The following is an 18,334-nucleotide window of genomic DNA, read 5'->3' as shown; positions in this document are numbered from 1 at the left end:
ATGCCCAACCCCACTGAATTCCCCTACACCCTGACCCGAATGGGCGTCATCATGACGCCCGAAGCGGGCAACGACCTCGAGGCCGAGGGGGTGCTGAACCCCGGCACGGGGCACTCTGCCGACGGCACTCTGTATCTGCTCCCCCGACTGGTCGCCACCGGAAACGTCTCCCGCGTCGGACTCGCAAAGGTCATCATCACCGACGGCGTACCCACGGGCGTCGAACGCGAGGGTGTCGTTCTTGCACCGGACCGCGGCTGGGAGCGCGGCGCGAACAACGCCGGAGTGGAAGATCCCAGGATCACCTTCGTTCCCCGGCTCGGCCTACACGTGATGACCTACGTCGCCTACGGCCCCCTCGGCCCGCGCACGGCCGTGGCCGTGTCCTCGGACCTGCGCGAGTGGCGCCGGCTCGGTCCGGCGCTGTTCGCGTTCGACGACACGCTGGACATGGACCTGAACCTGTTCCACAACAAAGACACCGTGTTCTTCCCGGAGCCGGTCGCCGGCCCGAATGGAGTCGAGTGCTTCGCCGTGCTGCACCGCCCGATGTGGGATCTGGGCGAGGTCAAGCCGGGTGAGGGCATCCGTGTTCCCGCCGGCGTCACCGACACCCGGCAGAGCATCTGGATCAGCTATCTGCCGGTCGCGGATGTGCTCGCCGACATCACGAAGCTCACCTTCTGGAGCGGCCACCGTTTCCTGGCCGGGCCGGAGTTCGCGTTCGAAGAGCTGAAGATCGGCGGCGGCCCTGCCCCGTTGCGGGTGCCGGAGGGCTGGCTGCTGATGCACCACGGCGTCACCGGAACCATCGACGGCGCGTTCTCGCAGCAGCAGAAGGTGAACTACTCGGCCGGAGCGATGATTCTCGACGCGGACGACCCGACCATCGTGCTGAAGCGCACGTCGGAGCCGCTGCTCAAGGCGGAGACGCCCGATGAGATCAGCGGCATCGTGCCGAACGTGGTGTTTCCGACCGCGATCGAGGAGATCGCGGGGCAGCTGTTCGTGTTCTACGGCATGGCCGACTCGAAGATCGGCGTGGCGCGCCTGGATCGCATGGGCTCGTAGGGGCTCAGGTTCTGGCGTTGGCGTGCGTGAGCGCTTGAGCGCTTGTCTGTTGATGGCGGTCTCGGCGGGGCTCATCCCCGGGAGGCCGCCTTCGGCTTTCGTGGCGCAGGGTGTGGAAGCAGGCGCACCGCTGACGCTGCAAACGATCATCGGTGGCGCCGCGCGGCCAAACAGCCGTACTGCTGAACAAAGATACGAAACTGCTATCCACAAAGTTGAGTGACACTCGACTACGTGTGCTCCTTAAGGTATCCTCATAACATGACGAACCTCGCGGATGACCTCAGGCAGGCGGCCGATGCCGTCGCCTTGCTGGGCTCCTCGAGCGCCGACCTCGCGGCTCTTCCCGACGCCGAGGCTTTGGCCGGCCAGAAGCGGATGGCCGGCGCGCGGCGTCTGCTCGACACCTATGCCGCGTTGATGGCCGCAACCATCGCCCGCCGGTCCCGCCCGGAACTCGGCCACTCGGGGCTGGCCGCGCAGCAGGGGTTCCTCTCGCCCGAGGCCCTGATCCAGAACTGGACCGGCTCATCCAAAGGTGACGCGTACAAGCTGGTCGCGGTCGGCACGATGATGGCCGACACCGAGGCGGCCGACAGCTGGTCGAAGAGGCGCTCTCGACGCTCTCGACGCCCGACGCCCGACGCCGACGCCGACGCTGTCGACGTCGCGGCGTTCACCGCGAGGGTGCCCTGGCAGGCGCCGATCGCCCGGGCCGTCACCGCCGGCACGCTCTCGGTTGACGCGGCCGAGGCGATCCGGGCCGGGCTCGGCCAGATCGACGCGGCAGTTNCGGGCCGGGCTCGGCCAGATCGACGCGGCAGTTACCGCGGAGAAGCTCCGGGTGGCCCTCGCGGCGCTCCTCACCGAGGCACCGTCACTGAATGCCGACGAGGTCTTCAAACGGGCCCGCCGGATGCGCGACCGGCTCGATCAGGCCGGCATCACCGCCCACGAGAAGCAGGCCCACGACGACCGCTCCCTGAAGGTCTACCGGCTGAGCAACGGCAACGTGCGCCTGAACGGGCTCTTCGCCCCCGAAGACGGCGAATTCGTGCTCTCCACCTTCGACTCCATCACCAGCCCCCGCCGCGGCGGAGTGCGGTTCGTCGACGCGGAGCGGGCAGCCTGGGCAAAGAAGATGCAACAGGACCCGCGCAGCACCGAGCAGATCGCCGCTGACTCCCTCGTGCAGCTGCTCAAAATCGCCGGCGAGGCCGACCCCGGCCGGGTCTTCGGCGGACGCCGCCAGGCGGCGCGTGATCGTGACCGAGAAAGCCCTCACAGCCGAACCCGCCGCGCCGGGTCCCGCCGAACCCGCCGCTCACGGGCAGATCGAAGGCAACCCGGTCCCCATCTCGCAGGAGACCATCGACCGGGTGCTCTGCGACACCGGCACCCGCGGCATCAAATTCGACGACATCGGCCAAATCATCAACGTCGGCCGTGACGAACGACTCTTCACCGAGAAACAACGCGCCGCGATGGGAGTGCGCGACGGCGGATGCCGGTGGGTCGACTGCGACCGATCACCGTCCTGGACCGAAGCCCACCACATCAACGAATGGCTCACCGACAGCGGAGACACCAACCTCGCCGAAGAAGTACTGCTCTGCCACCCGCACCACCTACTGCTACACAACCAGCACTGGAAGATCACCCGCACCGGAACGCAACACTGGCTGCGGCCACCGGTGGAGAACGACCCGGAACAGACACTGATCGCACTGCCGAGCAAGCGGGTGGGGCTGTAGGGCGCGGCTCTCGTCCCGGGTCTTAACAGGCTCGACCAGCGTCGTGGGGCGGCGGGGCGCGGCGGGGCGCGGCGGGGCGGGGCGCGGCGTGCTATTCGGCGGGCGGCGCGGTGGGAAGGAGGGCGAGGGTGGCCTTGAGGCGGGCCTCGGCGTCGTCGTCACCCTGACCCGCGAGACTCGCCGCGATGTTCGCCTCGGTCACGGCGCGGAGCACCTCGTCCCGCTGGATGCGCACGCCCCGGGGAGCGTCGACGCCGATCCGGATGCTGTCACCGCGCACGTCGAGAACGGTGATGACGATGTCGTCACCGATGAGGATCTTCTCCCCCTGTTTGCGTGTTAGAACCAGCACTCGTCCAGCCTAGCTTGACCGGTCGGGCCGGCCCGCGAGCCGTCGCCGCATTCCGGCCACGGTGCTGGCCTCGGCGGGGGCGCCGTCGACCCAACCGATGGGGATCTGCAGCTCATCGACGGTCTCAGGCGAGACGGTGTCGCCATAGCCCGTCACCGCGATCGCGTCGACGTGCACGCTCTGGGCAACCTCAGCCGCCCACCGGGCGGTGTCTGCGGGCTTGCGGCCGGCATCGACGACCAGCCAGACCTGCTCGGCACCGAGCGCGGCCACCAATGCGGCGTAGATGTCCGCCGTGGCCGGGTCGGCACCCAGACCGAAGGCCAGAATTCCGGTCTGTCCGAGCTTGACTCCCCTGGCCCGTGCCTCCAGCGCCGTGCGCCGGTCGAGGATGCGCGCGAGCCCGGCCGCGGCAGGCGCTCCGTCGTCGATCGCGCCGGCCACGAGGACCTCAGCCGAACCATGCGCCACGGCCAGCTCCCGCGCAATCCGCACCGCGGCATCCTGCCACCCGACGACGAGAACGAGGTTTCCGACACCCGGGAGCGGCCGCGGCACCGCCGCTTCGGCGGCCGCCTGCTCACTCTCTCTCAGCCGGGCGTCCCTGCGCCTGCCGCCCCCCTGGGCGGCCGCCGGGGCGGGGGCGGGCGGCGCGGGAGTGGGCAGCACCGGCGGGATGGGTTCCTGGGTGGCGAAGGTGAGTTCGTCCATCAGTCGGGCGAAGCCGTCCGTCGCGGTCGACAGGGGCGGGGAGGAGACGGGTGCCGCGGCCCGGGGAAAACCCGCTTCCGCCGCGTCGGCATCGTCGAGAAGCGCGGCGATGCCGAGCCGGGCCTGCACGTCGAGTCGGGAGTGGGCCGCGCGCCGCCGCCGCTCCGGCACCTCGACCGTGACCTCGATGTGCCGGCGGGCGAAGAAGCCCTTGATTCCGCCGACGGTGACCCGTTCGGCGGCCACGATGCGCGCATCCGCACCGTGCTCGGCGAGGATGCGTGCCTTCAGCTCCTGGAGGGATGAACCCTCAAGCTGAAATCGACTCGGTTCCACGTACCACTCCCACCGTTTCGATGGCCACGTTCGCCGAGGTGACCTCCTGATAGGACAGCACGGAGATACCGCCGGACTGCGCCGACACCAGTCGACGGATGGCCGGGCGCAGCGCCGGCGCGCAGACCAGCACCGCGGAGAGTCCGGCCGCTTCCACGTTGCCCAGCGCCTCCTTCAGCGACCCGAGAATGGCGTCGACCCGGTTCGGCTCCAACATGATCTGGGTGCCCTGGTCGGAGGGACGCATCCCCTCGAGCATGGACTGCTCCAAGGCAGGCTCGATCATGATCACCCGGAGCAGCCCGTCGTCGAGATACTGCGCTGTGAGAGCCGGGCCCAGCGCCTGACGGGCCGTCTCGATCAGGCCCTCCGGGTCATTCGACACCTTGGCGCGCAGGGAGAGGGACTCGTAGATGCGGGGCAGGTCGTTGATCGGGATCTGCTCCGCGAGCAGACCCTGCAGCACGCGCTGCACCTCGGCGAGGGAGAGCAGTCCGGGGATCAGATCCTCCACGGCGGACGGATTGACCAGCCGCACCCCCTCGGTGAGCACCCGCACGTCCTCGCGGGTGAGGAGCCTCGCCGCGTTGCCGGTGATGATCGAGGACAGGTGGGTGATGAGCACCGACACCCGGTCGATGACCGTGGCCCCGGTCATCTCCGCGCTGTGCCGCATCTCGCTGGGCACCCACTTGCCGGTGAGGCCGAACACGGGCTCCACCGTGGCCTGGCCCGGCAACGAGTCGAGGGCGTCGCCGAGGGCGAGCACCTTGCCGGCCGGGGCGACCCCGCGGCCGGCCTCCACGCCGGCGATCCGGATCGAATAGGTGGAGGAGGGCAGGTCCATGCTGTCGCGGGTGCGCACGGGCGGCACCACCACGCCGAGGTCGATGGCAACCTTGCGGCGCAGGGCACGCACGCGAGCCAGGAGGTCGTCCTGGGCTCCGGAGACAAGGTCGACGAGGTCAGGGGCCAGCAGGATCTCCAGGGCGTGCACCCGCATGGTTTCGATCAGGTCTTCTGGTGTGTCGGAGCGGGGCGCCATCGCCTCGGCGGCGACACCGGCATCCCGGCCCGCCTGGTCGCGGCTCTCCCCTGCCTTGATCCGGCGGGCGAAGAGGATCAGACCCAGCCCGATCACCACGAACGGGATGATCGGCATGCCCGGGATCAGGGCCATCAGGAGTGCCGCGCAGCCCGCGATCATCAGTGCGTTGCGGGACTGGGTGAGCTGGCCGGAGGCTGCCTCGCCGATGTCGGACTCCGCGTTGGAGCGGGTCACGATCATGCCGGTCGAGACCGCCATCAGCAGGGCCGGGATCTGCGTCACGAGGCCGTCGCCGATGGTGAGCAGGGAGTAGGTGCTCATGGCCTCGGTGACGGACAGTCCGAGCGAAATCATGCCGATCGCGATGCCGCCGACCAGGTTGATGATAATGATGACGATGCCGGCGATCGCGTCACCCTTGACGAATTTCGACGCGCCGTCCATGGCACCGTAAAAGTCCGCCTCGGCGGAGACCTCGGCCCGGCGTTCCCTGGCCTGCACGTCGGTGATCAGGCCGGCATTCAGGTCGGCGTCGATGGCCATCTGTTTGCCGGGCATGGCGTCGAGGGTGAACCGCGCACCGACTTCGGCGACGCGTTCGGCACCCTTGGTGACCACCACGAATTGGATCACGACGAGGATCAGGAAGATCACAGCGCCGATGATGAGCGACCCGCCCACGGCGACGTCGCCGAACGCGGCAATCACCTGCCCGGCGTAGCCGTCGCTGAGCACGAGCCGGGTCGAGGCCACGTTCAGGCCCAGCCGGAACAGGGTGGCGACGAGCAACAGCGACGGGAAAACGGAGAAATCGAGGGGCTTTTTGACAAACATCGTGGTCAGCAGTGTGACCAGCGCCAGGAGGATGTTGACGATGATCAGCACGTCGAGCAGCACGGCGGGCACCGGCACGACGAGCAGCAGGATGATACCGACAACCCCGACCGGCACCGCGAGTTTGGCGAGATTGCTGTTCATCGGTGGCCTCCGGCCGTCAGGACACGATCGTTGAGGGTGTGCACGCGGGAACCGCGGCCGGTGCGTTCGCCGGCTCCAGAGCCGCGAGACTTCAGCGCGAGCACGAAGGCGAGCACCTGCGCGACGGCGTTGTAGAGCTCCACCGGGATCTCGTCACCCAGCTGGCAGGCGCTGTGCAGGGCACGGGTGAGCGGGATGTCCCGCACGATGGGGACCCGGTCGGTCTCCGCCTGTTCCCGGATGCGCGCCGCGATCACTCCCGCTCCCGTGGCCACGACCCGGGGGGCGGACTTGCCCGGCTCGTAGCGGAGGGCGACGGCGAAGTGGGTGGGGTTGACCAGCACGACGTCGGACGTGGCGACGGCGGCGATCATGCGGTTGCGACTCATGGCGAGCTGCCGGGCCCGGCGCTGCGACTTCACCATCGGGTCACCCTCGGAACTCTTGTTCTCATCAGTGACTTCCTTCTTCGTCATGCGGGTGCGCTTGCGGTTGCGCTTCATCACGACGAACACATCCGCGGCGGCGAGTACCAGGCCGGCGATGACAGCCGACTGCACAAGAGCGGTCGCGCCGTCACTGGCCGCTCCGATCAGCACGGAGACGGGCAGTCCCCCGGCCGTCATCAGGATGGGAGCGAGCCCCTGCACCACGAGCACCAGCACGAGACCCACGGCGATGGTCTTGAGCAGCGCCGTGACGCCCTGCCAGACGGCCTGGCCGCCGAAGGTGCGAACGAGGCCGGTCACCAGGTTGAACTGCTCGTATTTTCCGGCGACCTTCTTGAAGTGCACGCCGCCCTGCGCCACAGCGCCCACGAGGACGACCACGAAGACCGTCGCGAGCATCGGGGTGAGGATGGTTCCCATCGAGGCCAGCGAGTCCACCAGCATCTGCACGGCGAGGTCCGGCTGCGGGTTGGCGACCAGGCTGCGAATACGGATCATCTGGTCGGTTCCGGCGTCCGCGGCCAGACCGGTGGTGACGGGGGTCATGGCGGCGGCCGCGCCGATGCCGATCCACGCGGTCAGGTCCTGGGACTTGGAGAGCTGGCCCTTGGACCGCACCTCGCGCATCCGTTTGTCGGTGGCTTGTTCGGTCTTCTCACCGGAGTCGGACAGCTATCTCACCCCCAGCATGGTGGCGACGGCGTCGTCGGTCAGCGACGCGACGATGCGCGGCAGGGCCACGAACCCGGCGGCGCCCAGCGTGAACGTGATCAAAATCTTGAGCGGGAACCCGAGCGCGAACGCGTTGAGGGCCGGGGCCACCCGGGTGAGCAGGCCGAGGCCGACGTCGGCGAGGAACAGGACGACGATCAGCGGTCCGGCGATCTGCACGGCGGAGAGCAGCATTTGGCCGACCGCGACTGTGATGGTCTGCATCGGCACCGCGAGGTCGATGCCGCCCCCGATCGGCAGGGCCGCGAACGTACGCGTGATGCCGCCAAGGATCAGCTGGTAGCCGCCCGAGGCGAATAGGAGCGCCAGCGCGGTCATCTGGTACAGCCGCGTGAACTGGGCACCGTTGACCATGGCCTGCGGGTCGAAGCCCTGAGCGAGCTGGAAGCCGCCGAACATGTCGATCAGGTTGCCGGCGGACTGGATGGCGGAGAAGACCACGAGCACGAGGAAGCCGAGCAGGCCGCCGACCACGATCTCGAGGAGCAGGGCGGCGAAGAAACCGCCGGTGTCGGGCGAGACCCAGCCCGGCGTGACCCGAGGCGAAACCGCCAGGGCCAGGCCGAGGGCGAGCATGCCCTTGATCCGCAGGGGGAACGCGTTGTAGGAGAACGGCGGCGCCACGATGAGGAACGCCACCATCCGCACGCCCGCGAGCATGGTGGCTTCGATCCAGGCGAAGTCAAGGGTGATGTTCATCAGCCGCCACCGATGAGACCGGGGATCTTGGCGAAGAGCATCTCCGTGAAGGACACCATCTCGGAGATCATCCAGTGCCCGGAGATGATCAGCGCCACAGCCACGGCGATGGCCTTGGGCACGAACGACAGCGTCACCTCCTGGATCTGTGTGATCGACTGCAGCAGGGAAATGGCGAAACCGACGACCAGGGCGGTGATCAGGATCGGCGCGGACAGCTTGCCGGCGATCAGGATGCCCTGCAGTCCGATGTCGAGGACGGCGTTGGTATCCATCAGCCACCCCGGTAACTGGAGACGAGGGTCGTGATGATCAGACCCCAGCCGTCGACGAGTACGAACAGGAGGATCTTGAACGGCAGCGAGATCATCACCGGCGGCAGCATCATCATGCCCATCGACATCAGCGCCGCGGACACGACGAGGTCGATCACCAGGAACGGCACGAAGATGACGAACCCGATGATGAACGCGGCACGCAGCTCGGAGATCATGAACGCCGGGATCAGCGTGAGCAGCGACACGGCCTCGCGGGTCTCCGGGTTCGGCTGATCGGCGGCCCGGGTCATCAGGGCGAGGTCCTCCTCCCGGGTGTGCGCGAGCATGAACGTGCGCAGCGGCTTCGAGCCGAGTGTGACGGCGTCGTCGAAGGACATGGTGCCGTTCAGGTACGGCTGCAGGGCGCTGTCGTTGATGTCGGTGAGGATGGGCGACATGATGAACAGCGACAGGAACAGGGCCAGGCCGGCCAGCACCTGGTTCGGCGGGATCGACGGCAGCGCGAGCGCGTTGCGGGTCATCGCGAGCACAACGAAGATCTTCGTGAAGCTGGTCATCATCAGCAGCAGGGCCGGCGCGACCGACAGCAGGGTGATCCCGATCAGGGTCACGATCGCCGAGGACGGTTCGCCGTTCGGGCCGTTGATCTGCACGTTGAGCCCGCCGCCGCCCGGTTCCGTGGGGGTGACCGGGTCGGTCGGCGTGACCGGATCGGTCGGGGCGGCATGGCCCGCCGGCGCAACGAGCAGCACGAACGCCACGACGATCACGAGCACGAGGGCCGCCATCATCAGGTACCGGGCGATGTCCCGGCTTCGATCCGGGCGCACGGCCGCGAGTGTCACCGGCCCTGCCGGAGGGCGGCAGCGGTCTGCTGCCAGGTGGCGGGAGACAGGATCGACCCGCCGATCCGGCCCGGAATGGCGCGGTCCCGGCGCCGCCGGAGGATGAGCGGCGGCGTGAGTTCCTCGCCGTCGTGAGTGGCGCCGGCGTGCGCGGCGTGCGTTGCCTGGTCGAGCTCGCGGGCGAAGTCGGCCGCGGCGTGGTGCGCGCGGCGTCCGGGAAGGGTAGCGGTGAGGGGCACCGGGAGGGGCGCCGGGAGGGGCGCCGGGAGGGGCGCCGCGGCATCCGTCGGTGCCTGACCGTCGTGCAGCACGCTGACCGACTGCTCGGTCACGCCGAGCACGAACCGGCGGCCCTCGATGTCGACGACGACGACGGATGCCTTCTGGCCGACGCCCTGCCGGCCCACCACGGTGACCAGGTTCGGGGTGCGGCCACCGAGGGAGCCCTTCGTCAGCTTGCGCTGGAGCACCCAGAGCAGCCCCAGCACGGCGGCCAGGGACAGCGCCACCCGGAGCGCGACCAGGGTGGTTTCCACCTAGGTCAGGCTCTCGGCCACATCGAGGATCTGGGTGATCCGCACCGCGTAGTCCTGGTCGACGACCACGATCTCGCCGTGCGCGATCAGCCGGCCGTTGAGCAGGATGTCCGCGGGAGCCCCGGCGGACCGGTCGAGTTCGATGACGGCACCCGGTTCGAGCGAGAGCACGTCGCGCACCGACATGCGGGTACGCCCGATTTCCACGGTCAACGACATCTGCACACTGTTGATCCGGCCGAGCTTGCCGGACACGGACTGGCTGGACCTGGCCGCACCGTTGGAGACGCCGTTGTCACGCAGCCGCACGGCGAACCAGCCGGTGATCTGGCCGTCGCCGGACAGCTCGAAGACGCTGGTGGCAGGATCCGCGAACAGGGCCGTGGCGTCGTCGGACCGGGTGTCCCCCAGGACCCCGATCCCGAAGACGCCGGACGCGCTCTCCAACGCCGGGCGCAGCACGTCCTGACGGGAGATCAGCGAGGAATCGAGGCCGGACGCGGAGTCGAGGGCGGCCGGGTCCGCAAGCACGACGGCGAGATCCGCGGAGGTGACGCCGACGAAGGAGGCGACCGCGGCGGTGCCGAGCCGGCCGGCGAGGGCGGCACCGGAGCAGGACTCGGCCCGGAGCCGCGTCACGGTGGGGAGCACGTCCAGCAGGGCCTCGACGGCCGCCGTCTGCACGGCGATGGGGATGACGGTCATGGGGTGGACTCCTCGGTGTCGATGACGATGCAGGCCAGTCGGGAGCCGTTGGAACCGACGGCGGCGCGGGCGAGCGTGTGGCCGTCGACGACCACGTCGAGCGGGCGGTGCTGGGGGTGCGGAAGGGGCAGCACATCATTCACGGCAAGACCCAGCACGACGCTGGGCAGAACCAGCGCGGGCGTCAGCTGCAAGGAGACATCCACCGGAACCTGGGCCAGCTGGCCGCGCAGCAGCTCGGCCGGGTCGGCACTTCCGGTCTCCGGAGCCGACTCGACGAGTTGAGGCAACAGTGCCTCCGCCGGAAGGGCGACCGTGGCGGCGCAGGATGCGTCGCCGATGCGCATCGTGAAGCTGGCGACGATCATCAGGTCGGCGGTGGCCGCGGCCTGGGCGAACTGGGAGTTGTACTGGATGCCGCCGACGGTGATCGTGTGCACGAGCAGGGAACCCAGCGAGTAACGCAGGTCCTCGAGGGCGTCGTCCATGAGCCGGCGCACCAGGGCCAGCTCGATCTGGGTGAACGCCCGTTCCGGCGGCATGGTGACCGCGGTTCCGCCCAGCATGTGGCTCACCCAGGACAGGGCCGCGGAGGTCGGGAACTGCACGACGGCTTTCGCGGGGATGCCACTCACCGGGCAGAGCACCATGGCGGTCGTGGCAGGCAGCGACGACGCGTATTCGTCGTAGGTGCGCATGAGCACGTGGTCGCATTTCACCTGGGACATGACGCGCACCTTGGCGGTGAGCTGGGTGCCCCACTGGCGCGCGAAGGTTTCGAAGGCGAGTTCGAGCACCCGGGAGTGCTCGCGGGCGAGCGTTGTCGGGCGACGAAAGTCGTACACCTCGACCGTGCGCTTCGCCGAAGCGGGCACACCAATCACTGCTTGTTCCTGGACCGTCACGGTGAGGACTATCGGTCAGGGCAAACGGATGGTTAGCAGCTCAGTGTGCTTTTTCCGCGTCTTTGTCGACGTCGGTTCCCGCGGTCTTCGTGGTTTTCGTCTTTTCCGTGGTATTCACGGTTTCCGTGGTTCCCGTGTCTTCAGCAGGTTCCGTGCCGGCGGCGGTGAAACCCGAGACGATGTCGGGGATCAGCGTGCGCACCGCCTCCGGCTGGCTGGAGAGGAGCACCACGTCGACCCGTCGGTTCTGCGCCTGGGCCGCCAGATCGGCTCCCTCCGCGACCGGCCGGGCCGAGCCGTAGCCGACGGCGGAGACCCGTTCCTGACCCACGCCGCCGAACTCGACCAGGCGGCGGAGTACGGCGGTCGCCCGGCCGGCGGATAGCTCCCAGTCGGTGGGGTAGTTGGTGGTGACGCCGTGCCGGTCGGCGTGGCCCTCCACTTTCACCTCGCGGGTGTTGGCGGAGAGGATCGGCGCCACGGCGTCGAGGACCTGCACGGCTTGGCGGCTCAGGTTGGCGAGGTTGGGTTCGAAAAACGCCTCGGAGCCGATCAGCCCGATGACCAGGCCGCGGTCGTCAATGGTGAACTGCACCTCCTGGGCCACGCCCTGGGCATCCACTGCGGCCTGCAGGGCGTCCCTCACCGCGGTGAGGTCCGTGACCTCTGCCGCCGCGAGGTCGATGTCGGTGAACCCGGTCACCTCGGACTGGGCGACCTTGTCCTTGGTCACGACCACGCCCTTGGCCGTGTCGACCTTACCGACGTCGGTGGCCCCGAACCCGGTCGCGAGCGAGTTCTTCAGCTGCAGAAACTTCTCCTGGTCGACGGAAGACATCGCGAACAGCACGATGAACATGCACATCAGCACGGTGACCATATCCATGTACGACGCCATCCACCGCTCGTCGACGTGCTCGACGTGCTCCTCCTCGAGGCCCCGCCTGCGGCCGTGCCCGCGTCCGTGCCCGCTCATGCGGCCTTCGGCAGGGACGTGTCCGCCTTGTCCGCCTTGGGGCCCTTGCCGGGTTTGCCCGGTTTGCCTGGTTTGCCTGGTTTACCTGCCCTGGCGGAGGCCGGCGCGGGCACCATGGCGCGCAGTCTCTCGCCGAGGAGCCGAGGCTGGCTGCCTGCCTGCACGGCCAGCGCACCCTCCAGGAGCAGGGTCATCCGTTCGACTTCGATGTCGCTGAGGCGCTTGAGCCGGCTGCCGATCGGCAGCCAGAGGAAGTTGGCCGTGAGCAGGCCCCACAGGGTCGCGACGAACGCGGCCGCGATCATCGGGCCGAGGGTGGACGGGGTGTCGAGGTTCTCAAGCACGTGCGTGAGCGAGACGACGGTTCCGATGATGCCGACCGTGGGCGCGTAGCCGCCGAGGCTGGTGAAGAACTTGGCAGCGTTGCGGCTCTCCTTGGTAGCGGTCGCGAGCTCGTCTTCCAGCAGGATGCGCAGTTCATCGCCGTCGGTGCCGTCGGCGATGTTCTGCAGGGCGCCACGCAGGAACGGATCGGCGACGTTGTCAGCCTCCTGCTCGAGGGCGAGCAGACCGGAACTGCGCGCCTTCTCGGCCAAGCCGACGACCTGGTCGATGACCTGCTGCGGCGGGGTGGTCTTGCCGATGAAGGCGGCGGGCACGGCTTTGAACGCGGAGATCGCGTCCCTGATCGTGCCGCCGGCGATGCCGACCGCGATGGTGGCGCCGAACACGAGAATCATCGGTGCCGGCAGAAGGATCGAGTGCAGGCTGCTGCCCTCGAGGGTGATCATGGCGAAAAGTGAGCCGAAGGCGATGGCGATTCCGACCAGGGTTGCCGGATCCATCAGAGCCTCCGCGGGCGGGCGGGAACAGTGCTGCCCGATTCGATGATTTCCTCGATCGCGTGCGGCCCCTCGACGATTTCGAGCGAACGGATGCCCGGCCGGTAGTCGGCATCCGGCGTCAGGTAGGCCAGCGAGATCACATGGGCCCGGAACCGGGCGATCTTCTCGATGACGTCGTCGAGGGTCTCCGTGACGATGAACTTGGCGCCGTCGACCATGACCAGGGTCGTGTCAGGGCTCGCGTGGATGCGCTCGATCAGGTCCGGGTTGATCGCGAACTGGCTGTTGTTCAGCCGCGTCACAACGATCATGATGTCCACCCCGGGTTCAGAACGGTTCCAGCAACCGTTACGCCTCACTGTCGGCCGCCCGGCCGGGCGCGTTAGCTGCCGGCCGCATCGAGCCCGTGACCTGACCTGGAAAGCCGCACGACCACATCCGTCGCCGATTGTGGCCAACTCAGGAGATCCGTCTGGCCGAGCCGGAAATCCGGTCTGCTTCCGCACAGGTCCGCGGCGGACGGTCAACCCGGCCGCCGGATGTCCTGAGTTGGCCGCACACACGGGCACCGCCGGGGCGGCACACGCGGAAGAGTGTGGGGAGCCAGAATCTCCGTCGAACTGATTCGACGGAGATTCTGCCCAAAACGCACTCAAAGACGAGAAAACCGCGCTCTGTCGCGAAAAACTCCGTCGAATTGGTTACGCCGCGCGCACCAGGATCTCGCCGGGCGCGGCCGCAGCGCTGCCGAAGATCAGGTGTCGGGTGGCGATCTTGTCGGTGAAGAACCGGTCGTGGCTGACCACCACCACGGCCCCCGGAAAGTGGATGAGGGCGCGCTCCATCACCTGGGTGCTGGCCAGGTCGAGGTGGTTCGTCGGTTCGTCGAGCAGGAGCACAGCGGCCCCCGACAGCAAGCACTGTGCCATGGCGACGCGGGCCCGCTGCCCACCGGAGAGGTTGCCGATCTTCTGCTTGAGGTCGGCCTCGGAGAATTGAAACATCGCGAGGAACCGGTTGACCGACTTGCGGGTCGCTGTTAAGGCGAGACTGCCCGGCATCGCGTTCACGGAGTGGCTGACGGTGTCATCGTCGTCAAGGCCGTCGAGCACCTGGTTGTAGGAGACCACGGCGGCGCCGGAGGCCCAGGCCACCTCGCCGAAATCGGCCTTCTCCTCCCCCGCCAGAACCCGTAGCAGGGTGGTCTTGCCGCTGCCGTTGGAGCCCAGGACCACGATGCGGTTGCCGCGCCGGATCTCGAAGGTGAGGTCGGTGAACAGCGCCTTCTCGCCGTAGGACTTGCTGAGCGACTCGATGCGGCAGAGCGAGTCCTTCACGTGCAGCCCGCCGTAGATCTCGGTGATGATCGTGTCGACGGGCCGCGGGCTGCGGGTCTTCTTGATGTGCGCGAGTTGGCTGTCGAGGGTGCGGCTGGCAGCCTTTGCGGCCTCGCGGCGGTCGCTGATCCCCTCCGCCTCGAAAGCGAGCAGTTCCGACTCGTGCAGGAACTGCAGCTCGAGGGTTTTCAGGCGAAACTGCTTCTGCACCACGTAGTCGCCGAAATTGCCGGGGTACTCGTGCAGGTGGTAGTTCTCGACCTCAATGATGCGGGTGACGACCCCGTCAAGGAACCGGCGATCGTGCGAGACGATGATGGCCGCACCGCGGAATGAGCGGAACCAGGCCTCGAGCCACTCGACGCCGGCGACGTCCAGGTAGTTGGTTGGTTCGTCCAGGAGCAGCACGTCGGGCCGCTCGAGCAGGATCTTCGCCAGCGCCGCCCGGTTGCGCCAACCGCCGGAAAGCAAATCGATGGCGCAGACGCGGTGGGCCTCGTCGAACCCGAGGGTGGTCAGCGCGGCGTCGATACGCCGCGGGTAGTCCCAACCATCGAGGCGGTCCATGTCTTCGAACAGCTCGGCCTGGCGGTGGATCAGCCGGTCGAGTTCGGCGCTCTGCGCAGAATCCGCCGCGATCCGGGCGTCGATCGACGCGAGCTCGGCCTCGAGGGCCTTGATCGGGGCGAACAGGCCGTCGAGCACCTCGATGATCGTGGATTCGCCGTTCAGTTCGGAGAACTGGGAGAAGTAGCCCACCCGGGTGCCGGCCTCGAGGGTGACGGTGCCGGCATCCGCGCTCACCTGGCCGAGGACCAGCTTGAGAATCGTCGACTTACCTGACCCGTTGCGGCCGATCAGTCCAACCCGGTCGCCTGGTTCCAGTCGGAAGAAGGCCTCACGCAGAATCTGGGTGTTCTCGAAACGGATGCTGACGTCGTTCAGCCTGATCAGGCTCACTGTGGCCGTCCTCTCGGGTTCGGTTCAGCCCCCGGGCGAGGCGGACGGCCAACTTTACCGTGTCAGGCAGGCGGTTCAGGGCGTGTGGTCGTCACCCATGGCGGATGCGCCCTTGTGGTCGTCCATGCGACCGAACGTGGTCTCGAGCACGCTGGCCAGCTTGTGCAGCGCACCGCTGACGGCCCCGGTCATCGTGGAGGAATGGTCGGTTGCCGCGAGGGGGTTGCCCCCGGCGGGACGCACCTCGAGCAGGCAACGGATGTCCTCGGTCGTCGCCCTGCCTGCGCTCTCGTCGCTGAGGTGGACCTCGACCCGCGTCAACCGGGAGCGAAACCGGGCCAGAACAGTTTCGACCGAGGACTCCACCTCCGCCACGACTGCGTCCGTACCCGCGATGTTGTTGTCGGTGTTGACCAGGATTTGCATCTTTGCTCCTCAGTTGAAACGTCGGTCATTCCAGTATGGCGCGCAAAAATGTGCGGCCTGACGACCCGCCGACGCCGGTTATCGGCGTAGGCGCTACCGCTTCAGGTTGGTGAGCTCCTGAAGCACCTCGTCGGAGGTGGTGATGATGCGCGCATTCGCCTGGAAGCCGCGCTGGGCGACGATCAGGTTGGTGAACTCCTGCGAGAGGTCGACGTTGGACATTTCGAGGGTGCCGCCGCTGAGCGAGCCGAGGCCGCCGTCACCGGGGGCGCCGAGAGCCGCCTGGCCCGAGTTGAAGGTGGCGCGGTAGGCCGAGGAACCGGACTTCTCGAGGCCGCTCGGGTTGGTGAAGGTGGCCAGGGCGATGCGGGCGATGGCTGTCTGGCTGCCGTTGCTGAACAGGCCCACCAGGGTTCCGTCCTTGCCGAGGGTGAAGGACTGGAGGGAACCCGCCGTGGAACCGTCCTGGCTGCTGATCGTGGCCGTGCTCAGGCCAGCCTGCCCGGTCAGGGCGGTCAGATTCACCTTGACGTCGTTCACGATGAACGGACCGGTTGCCGTGAGCACACCTTCTGCGTCGAGGGTCAAGGCCGTGGAGCCGGTACCCACTGCGTCGGTGCCGCTCGCGGTCCAGCCGGTGGTCGTACGCGCGAAGGTGACCGACAGGGTACGGGCGGCACCCAGCGCGTCGTAGACCTTGACGTCGCGCACGATGGCGGAGCCTGCCGCCGCATCCGCCGGCAGGTTTCCGACCATGGTGACGCCGCCGGTTGCCTTCGCCGGGATCATGGCCTGCAGCGGCAGGGTGATGTTGCCCACCGGGCCACCCTCGTTGATCTGCCCGTTGGCGCCGTTCCAGCCTTGCACGATCGCACCGTCCGGGGAGACCAGGCGACCCTCGGCGTCAAAGTCGAAGGCACCCGCACGGCTATAGAGCGTCTCGCCGGCCAGTTGGGTGACGAAGAACCCGTCGCCGGAGATCGCCATGTCGGTGGCCCGCCCGGTGGACTGCGCGGAGCCCTGGGAGAAGTTCGTGGCGATCCCGGCCACCTGCACGCCGAGCCCGACCTGGGCCGGGTTCGTGCCGCCCACCTGCTCCTGGGGGCCACCCGCACCCTGCTTCAGCTGCGAAAGGGTGTCCTGGAACTGTACGGCCGACGCCTTGAACGCGGTGGTGTTGACGTTGGCGATGTTGTTGCCGGTGACGTCGAGCATGGTCTGGTGCGAGCGAAGGCCGGAGATGCCGGAGTACAGGGAGCGAAGCATGGGGTGCTGCCTTTCGGTGGGAAACGAGAACGAGAACGGATGTGAGGTGTGGGTCAGGCGGAGAGGCCGGGAGTGGTGCCGGCGGCGGCGCTCGCGCCCGAGGTGACTCCGGTCACCAGGTCGAGGGCGACGAGGGTCCCGTCGACGGTGACCTGGGGAACGGCCCCGGCGTAGGAGACGCTCGAGGCGGTACCGGTGCCCACGGTGCCGTCGGCCCGCGTGAAGGTGACGTCCTGTCCGACCAGGGCCGCTGCGGCGACGCGCATCTGCAGGGAGAAGTTCTCGTCGGCGGTCGTTGAGAGCGCCGCGAGCTTCTCCATCATGGCCAGCTGCGTGGTCTGAGAGATCATCTGGTTGGTGTCCATGGGCGAACTGGGATCCTGGTTGCGCAGCTGAGTGACCAGCAACGACATGAACGCCTCGGAATCCAGGGTCTGTTTCGGGGCGCGCACGGGGGCGGTCGAGTACATCCCGGCCGGGGCGGCTGCTGCCACTGCGTCGATGGTCAAAGGGTCTCTTTTCTGGGATGGTGGGGTCTGTGTCGGTGGGGTCTGAGGTGGCAGCAGGTCAGGCGAGAACGTCGATGGTGGTGTGTGAGCCGGCGGCGCGCAGGGAAGACAGTCTGAGGTCGGCGGCACGGTCAGCGGCACGGTCGGCGGCACGGTCGGCGGCAGGGCCGGCCGCACGGTCGCCTCGGGTCGCCCTGTCGCCTTCGGCCGGCCACTCCTGGCGGGCGTCGGGTCCGCCCTGTCGGGAGGCCGAGGGGTCCGAGGCGCGGGCGTCGGCCGACAGGGTGAGCTGCGCGTTCAGCCCGCCGCCCGACAGGTCCCGGCGCAGGTCGGGCAGGATGGCCCGAAGCGCCTCTCGGGCCAGGTCCGTGGGCGCGAACAGCTCGACCCGAATGTGCTCCCCGCGCACGTGAGCCCGCACGGTGACCGGGCCCAGATTGTCGGGACTCACGCTGATGGTCAGCACGTGGTCGCCGTTGGCGGCGCCCACCAGGGTGAACAGGGGTCGGGACACCTGGCCGGCCAGTGGCGCGGGCGGTGCTGCCGGGGCCGAGGCCGGGGCGCCGGGCGGCACAAGGGGGGCGGTGGCCGGGGTGGCCGCCGTGGCCGGCGTGCC

21 protein-coding genes and 1 pseudogene are annotated in these 18,334 nt (G+C 68.4%); 3 read left to right on the top strand and 19 right to left on the bottom strand.

What is annotated here, in order from left to right; genetic code table 11:
• A complete protein-coding gene (locus E3T25_RS05455; RefSeq protein WP_134372868.1) occupies positions 1-1,071 on the top strand; it encodes a glycoside hydrolase family 130 protein in 1,071 nt (356 codons plus the stop codon).
• Positions 1,072-1,478: 407 nt separating this feature from the next.
• On the opposite strand, the gene E3T25_RS05450 is transcribed toward E3T25_RS05455, so the two are convergent.
• Positions 1,479-1,793 carry a hypothetical protein gene (locus tag E3T25_RS05450; RefSeq protein ID WP_134372865.1) on the bottom strand — a complete coding sequence of 105 codons (315 nt, stop codon included), beginning with the start codon at positions 1,791-1,793 and terminating at the stop codon, positions 1,479-1,481.
• Between the two features lie 17 nt (positions 1,794-1,810).
• Here E3T25_RS05450 and E3T25_RS17890 point away from each other — a divergent pair.
• Both E3T25_RS17890 and E3T25_RS16675 read left to right on the top strand, forming a co-directional pair.
• Positions 1,811-2,221 (top strand): annotated as a pseudogene (locus E3T25_RS17890) (DUF222 domain-containing protein); the annotation flags it as partial.
• A gap of 115 nt (positions 2,222-2,336) precedes the next feature.
• The gene (locus tag E3T25_RS16675; protein WP_241980648.1) at positions 2,337-2,825 is read left to right on the top strand and encodes a hypothetical protein; all 489 of its coding nucleotides are present in this window, start codon (positions 2,337-2,339) and stop codon (positions 2,823-2,825) included.
• A gap of 91 nt (positions 2,826-2,916) precedes the next feature.
• On the opposite strand, the gene csrA is transcribed toward E3T25_RS16675, so the two are convergent.
• From csrA to E3T25_RS05355, 18 genes are all read right to left on the bottom strand, one after another.
• Positions 2,917-3,177, bottom strand: coding sequence for a carbon storage regulator CsrA (gene csrA / locus E3T25_RS05440; RefSeq protein WP_104099312.1), 261 nt, complete (start codon positions 3,175-3,177; stop codon positions 2,917-2,919).
• 9 nt (positions 3,178-3,186) lie between these two features.
• The gene (locus E3T25_RS05435; protein ID WP_134372862.1) at positions 3,187-4,224 is read right to left on the bottom strand and encodes a hypothetical protein; all 1,038 of its coding nucleotides are present in this window, start codon (positions 4,222-4,224) and stop codon (positions 3,187-3,189) included.
• The gene (locus tag E3T25_RS05430) at positions 4,199-6,250 is read right to left on the bottom strand and encodes a flagellar biosynthesis protein FlhA (protein WP_104099310.1); all 2,052 of its coding nucleotides are present in this window, start codon (positions 6,248-6,250) and stop codon (positions 4,199-4,201) included. The genes E3T25_RS05435 and E3T25_RS05430 overlap by 26 nt, the downstream gene beginning before the upstream one ends.
• The gene (locus tag E3T25_RS05425; RefSeq protein WP_134372859.1) at positions 6,247-7,371 is read right to left on the bottom strand and encodes an EscU/YscU/HrcU family type III secretion system export apparatus switch protein; all 1,125 of its coding nucleotides are present in this window, start codon (positions 7,369-7,371) and stop codon (positions 6,247-6,249) included. Before E3T25_RS05425 ends, E3T25_RS05430 begins: the two co-directional genes overlap by 4 nt.
• Positions 7,372-8,130 (bottom strand): flagellar biosynthetic protein FliR, encoded by a 759-nt coding sequence (locus E3T25_RS05420; RefSeq protein ID WP_104099308.1) that lies wholly within the window; start codon positions 8,128-8,130, stop codon positions 7,372-7,374. It lies immediately after the preceding gene.
• Entirely contained in the window at positions 8,130-8,405 is a 276-nt protein-coding gene (gene fliQ / locus E3T25_RS05415; RefSeq protein WP_104099307.1) for a flagellar biosynthesis protein FliQ, read from the bottom strand. The genes E3T25_RS05420 and fliQ overlap by 1 nt, the downstream gene beginning before the upstream one ends.
• Complete coding sequence (gene fliP / locus E3T25_RS05410; protein WP_174843145.1) at positions 8,405-9,199, bottom strand: flagellar type III secretion system pore protein FliP; 795 nt, start codon at positions 9,197-9,199, stop codon at positions 8,405-8,407. The genes fliQ and fliP overlap by 1 nt, the downstream gene beginning before the upstream one ends.
• Positions 9,200-9,249: 50 nt before the next feature.
• On the bottom strand, positions 9,250-9,789 hold the full coding sequence (locus E3T25_RS05405) for a FliO/MopB family protein (RefSeq protein ID WP_134372856.1): 540 nt from the start codon (positions 9,787-9,789) through the stop codon (positions 9,250-9,252).
• Positions 9,790-10,494: a flagellar motor switch protein FliN gene (gene fliN / locus E3T25_RS05400; protein ID WP_104099304.1), complete on the bottom strand. Its 705-nt coding sequence runs from the start codon at positions 10,492-10,494 to the stop codon at positions 9,790-9,792.
• The gene (locus tag E3T25_RS05395; RefSeq protein ID WP_241980646.1) at positions 10,491-11,369 is read right to left on the bottom strand and encodes a flagellar motor switch protein FliM; all 879 of its coding nucleotides are present in this window, start codon (positions 11,367-11,369) and stop codon (positions 10,491-10,493) included. Before E3T25_RS05395 ends, fliN begins: the two co-directional genes overlap by 4 nt.
• A gap of 70 nt (positions 11,370-11,439) precedes the next feature.
• The gene (locus tag E3T25_RS05390) at positions 11,440-12,375 is read right to left on the bottom strand and encodes an OmpA/MotB family protein (protein WP_134372850.1); all 936 of its coding nucleotides are present in this window, start codon (positions 12,373-12,375) and stop codon (positions 11,440-11,442) included.
• Positions 12,372-13,220 (bottom strand): motility protein A, encoded by an 849-nt coding sequence (locus E3T25_RS05385; RefSeq protein ID WP_134372847.1) that lies wholly within the window; start codon positions 13,218-13,220, stop codon positions 12,372-12,374. The genes E3T25_RS05390 and E3T25_RS05385 overlap by 4 nt, the downstream gene beginning before the upstream one ends.
• The gene (locus E3T25_RS05380; RefSeq protein ID WP_104099330.1) at positions 13,220-13,531 is read right to left on the bottom strand and encodes a flagellar FlbD family protein; all 312 of its coding nucleotides are present in this window, start codon (positions 13,529-13,531) and stop codon (positions 13,220-13,222) included. Before E3T25_RS05380 ends, E3T25_RS05385 begins: the two co-directional genes overlap by 1 nt.
• A gap of 390 nt (positions 13,532-13,921) precedes the next feature.
• The gene (locus E3T25_RS05375) at positions 13,922-15,517 is read right to left on the bottom strand and encodes an ABC-F family ATP-binding cassette domain-containing protein (RefSeq protein ID WP_134372844.1); all 1,596 of its coding nucleotides are present in this window, start codon (positions 15,515-15,517) and stop codon (positions 13,922-13,924) included.
• 75 nt (positions 15,518-15,592) lie between these two features.
• Positions 15,593-15,943, bottom strand: a complete 351-nt coding sequence (locus E3T25_RS05370) for an HPF/RaiA family ribosome-associated protein (RefSeq protein ID WP_134372841.1) — start codon at positions 15,941-15,943, stop codon at positions 15,593-15,595.
• Positions 15,944-16,036: 93 nt separating this feature from the next.
• Positions 16,037-17,209, bottom strand: a complete 1,173-nt coding sequence (locus E3T25_RS05365) for a flagellar hook protein FlgE (protein WP_104099148.1) — start codon at positions 17,207-17,209, stop codon at positions 16,037-16,039.
• 53 nt (positions 17,210-17,262) lie between these two features.
• Positions 17,263-17,718 carry a flagellar hook capping FlgD N-terminal domain-containing protein gene (locus E3T25_RS05360; RefSeq protein ID WP_369827908.1) on the bottom strand — a complete coding sequence of 152 codons (456 nt, stop codon included), beginning with the start codon at positions 17,716-17,718 and terminating at the stop codon, positions 17,263-17,265.
• Positions 17,719-17,776: 58 nt separating this feature from the next.
• The coding region (locus tag E3T25_RS05355) for a flagellar hook-length control protein FliK (protein ID WP_166785953.1) at positions 17,777-18,334 on the bottom strand (558 nt) is incomplete at its 5' end.

This window comes from Cryobacterium sandaracinum, from assembly GCF_004403415.1.
GTDB classification, from domain to species: Bacteria; Actinomycetota; Actinomycetes; order Actinomycetales; family Microbacteriaceae; genus Cryobacterium; species Cryobacterium sandaracinum.
The sequence above is the reverse complement of the archived record's forward strand: the minus strand, read 5'-3'. Positions and strand labels throughout refer to the sequence as shown.

Coding starts and splice junctions, on each gene's coding strand:
- E3T25_RS05455 (WP_134372868.1), top strand. CDS start 1: ATGCCCAACCCCACTGAATTCCCCTACACCCTGACCCGAATGGGCGTC.
- E3T25_RS05430 (WP_104099310.1), bottom strand. CDS start 6,250: ATGAACAGCAATCTCGCCAAACTCGCGGTGCCGGTCGGGGTTGTCGGT.
- E3T25_RS05420 (WP_104099308.1), bottom strand. CDS start 8,130: ATGAACATCACCCTTGACTTCGCCTGGATCGAAGCCACCATGCTCGCG.
- fliQ (WP_104099307.1), bottom strand. CDS start 8,405: ATGGATACCAACGCCGTCCTCGACATCGGACTGCAGGGCATCCTGATC.
- fliP (WP_174843145.1), bottom strand. CDS start 9,199: ATGATGGCGGCCCTCGTGCTCGTGATCGTCGTGGCGTTCGTGCTGCTC.
- fliN (WP_104099304.1), bottom strand. CDS start 10,494: ATGACCGTCATCCCCATCGCCGTGCAGACGGCGGCCGTCGAGGCCCTG.
- E3T25_RS05390 (WP_134372850.1), bottom strand. CDS start 12,375: ATGAGCGGGCACGGACGCGGGCACGGCCGCAGGCGGGGCCTCGAGGAG.
- E3T25_RS05385 (WP_134372847.1), bottom strand. CDS start 13,220: ATGGATCCGGCAACCCTGGTCGGAATCGCCATCGCCTTCGGCTCACTT.
- E3T25_RS05380 (WP_104099330.1), bottom strand. CDS start 13,531: ATGATCGTTGTGACGCGGCTGAACAACAGCCAGTTCGCGATCAACCCG.
- E3T25_RS05370 (WP_134372841.1), bottom strand. CDS start 15,943: ATGCAAATCCTGGTCAACACCGACAACAACATCGCGGGTACGGACGCA.
- E3T25_RS05365 (WP_104099148.1), bottom strand. CDS start 17,209: ATGCTTCGCTCCCTGTACTCCGGCATCTCCGGCCTTCGCTCGCACCAG.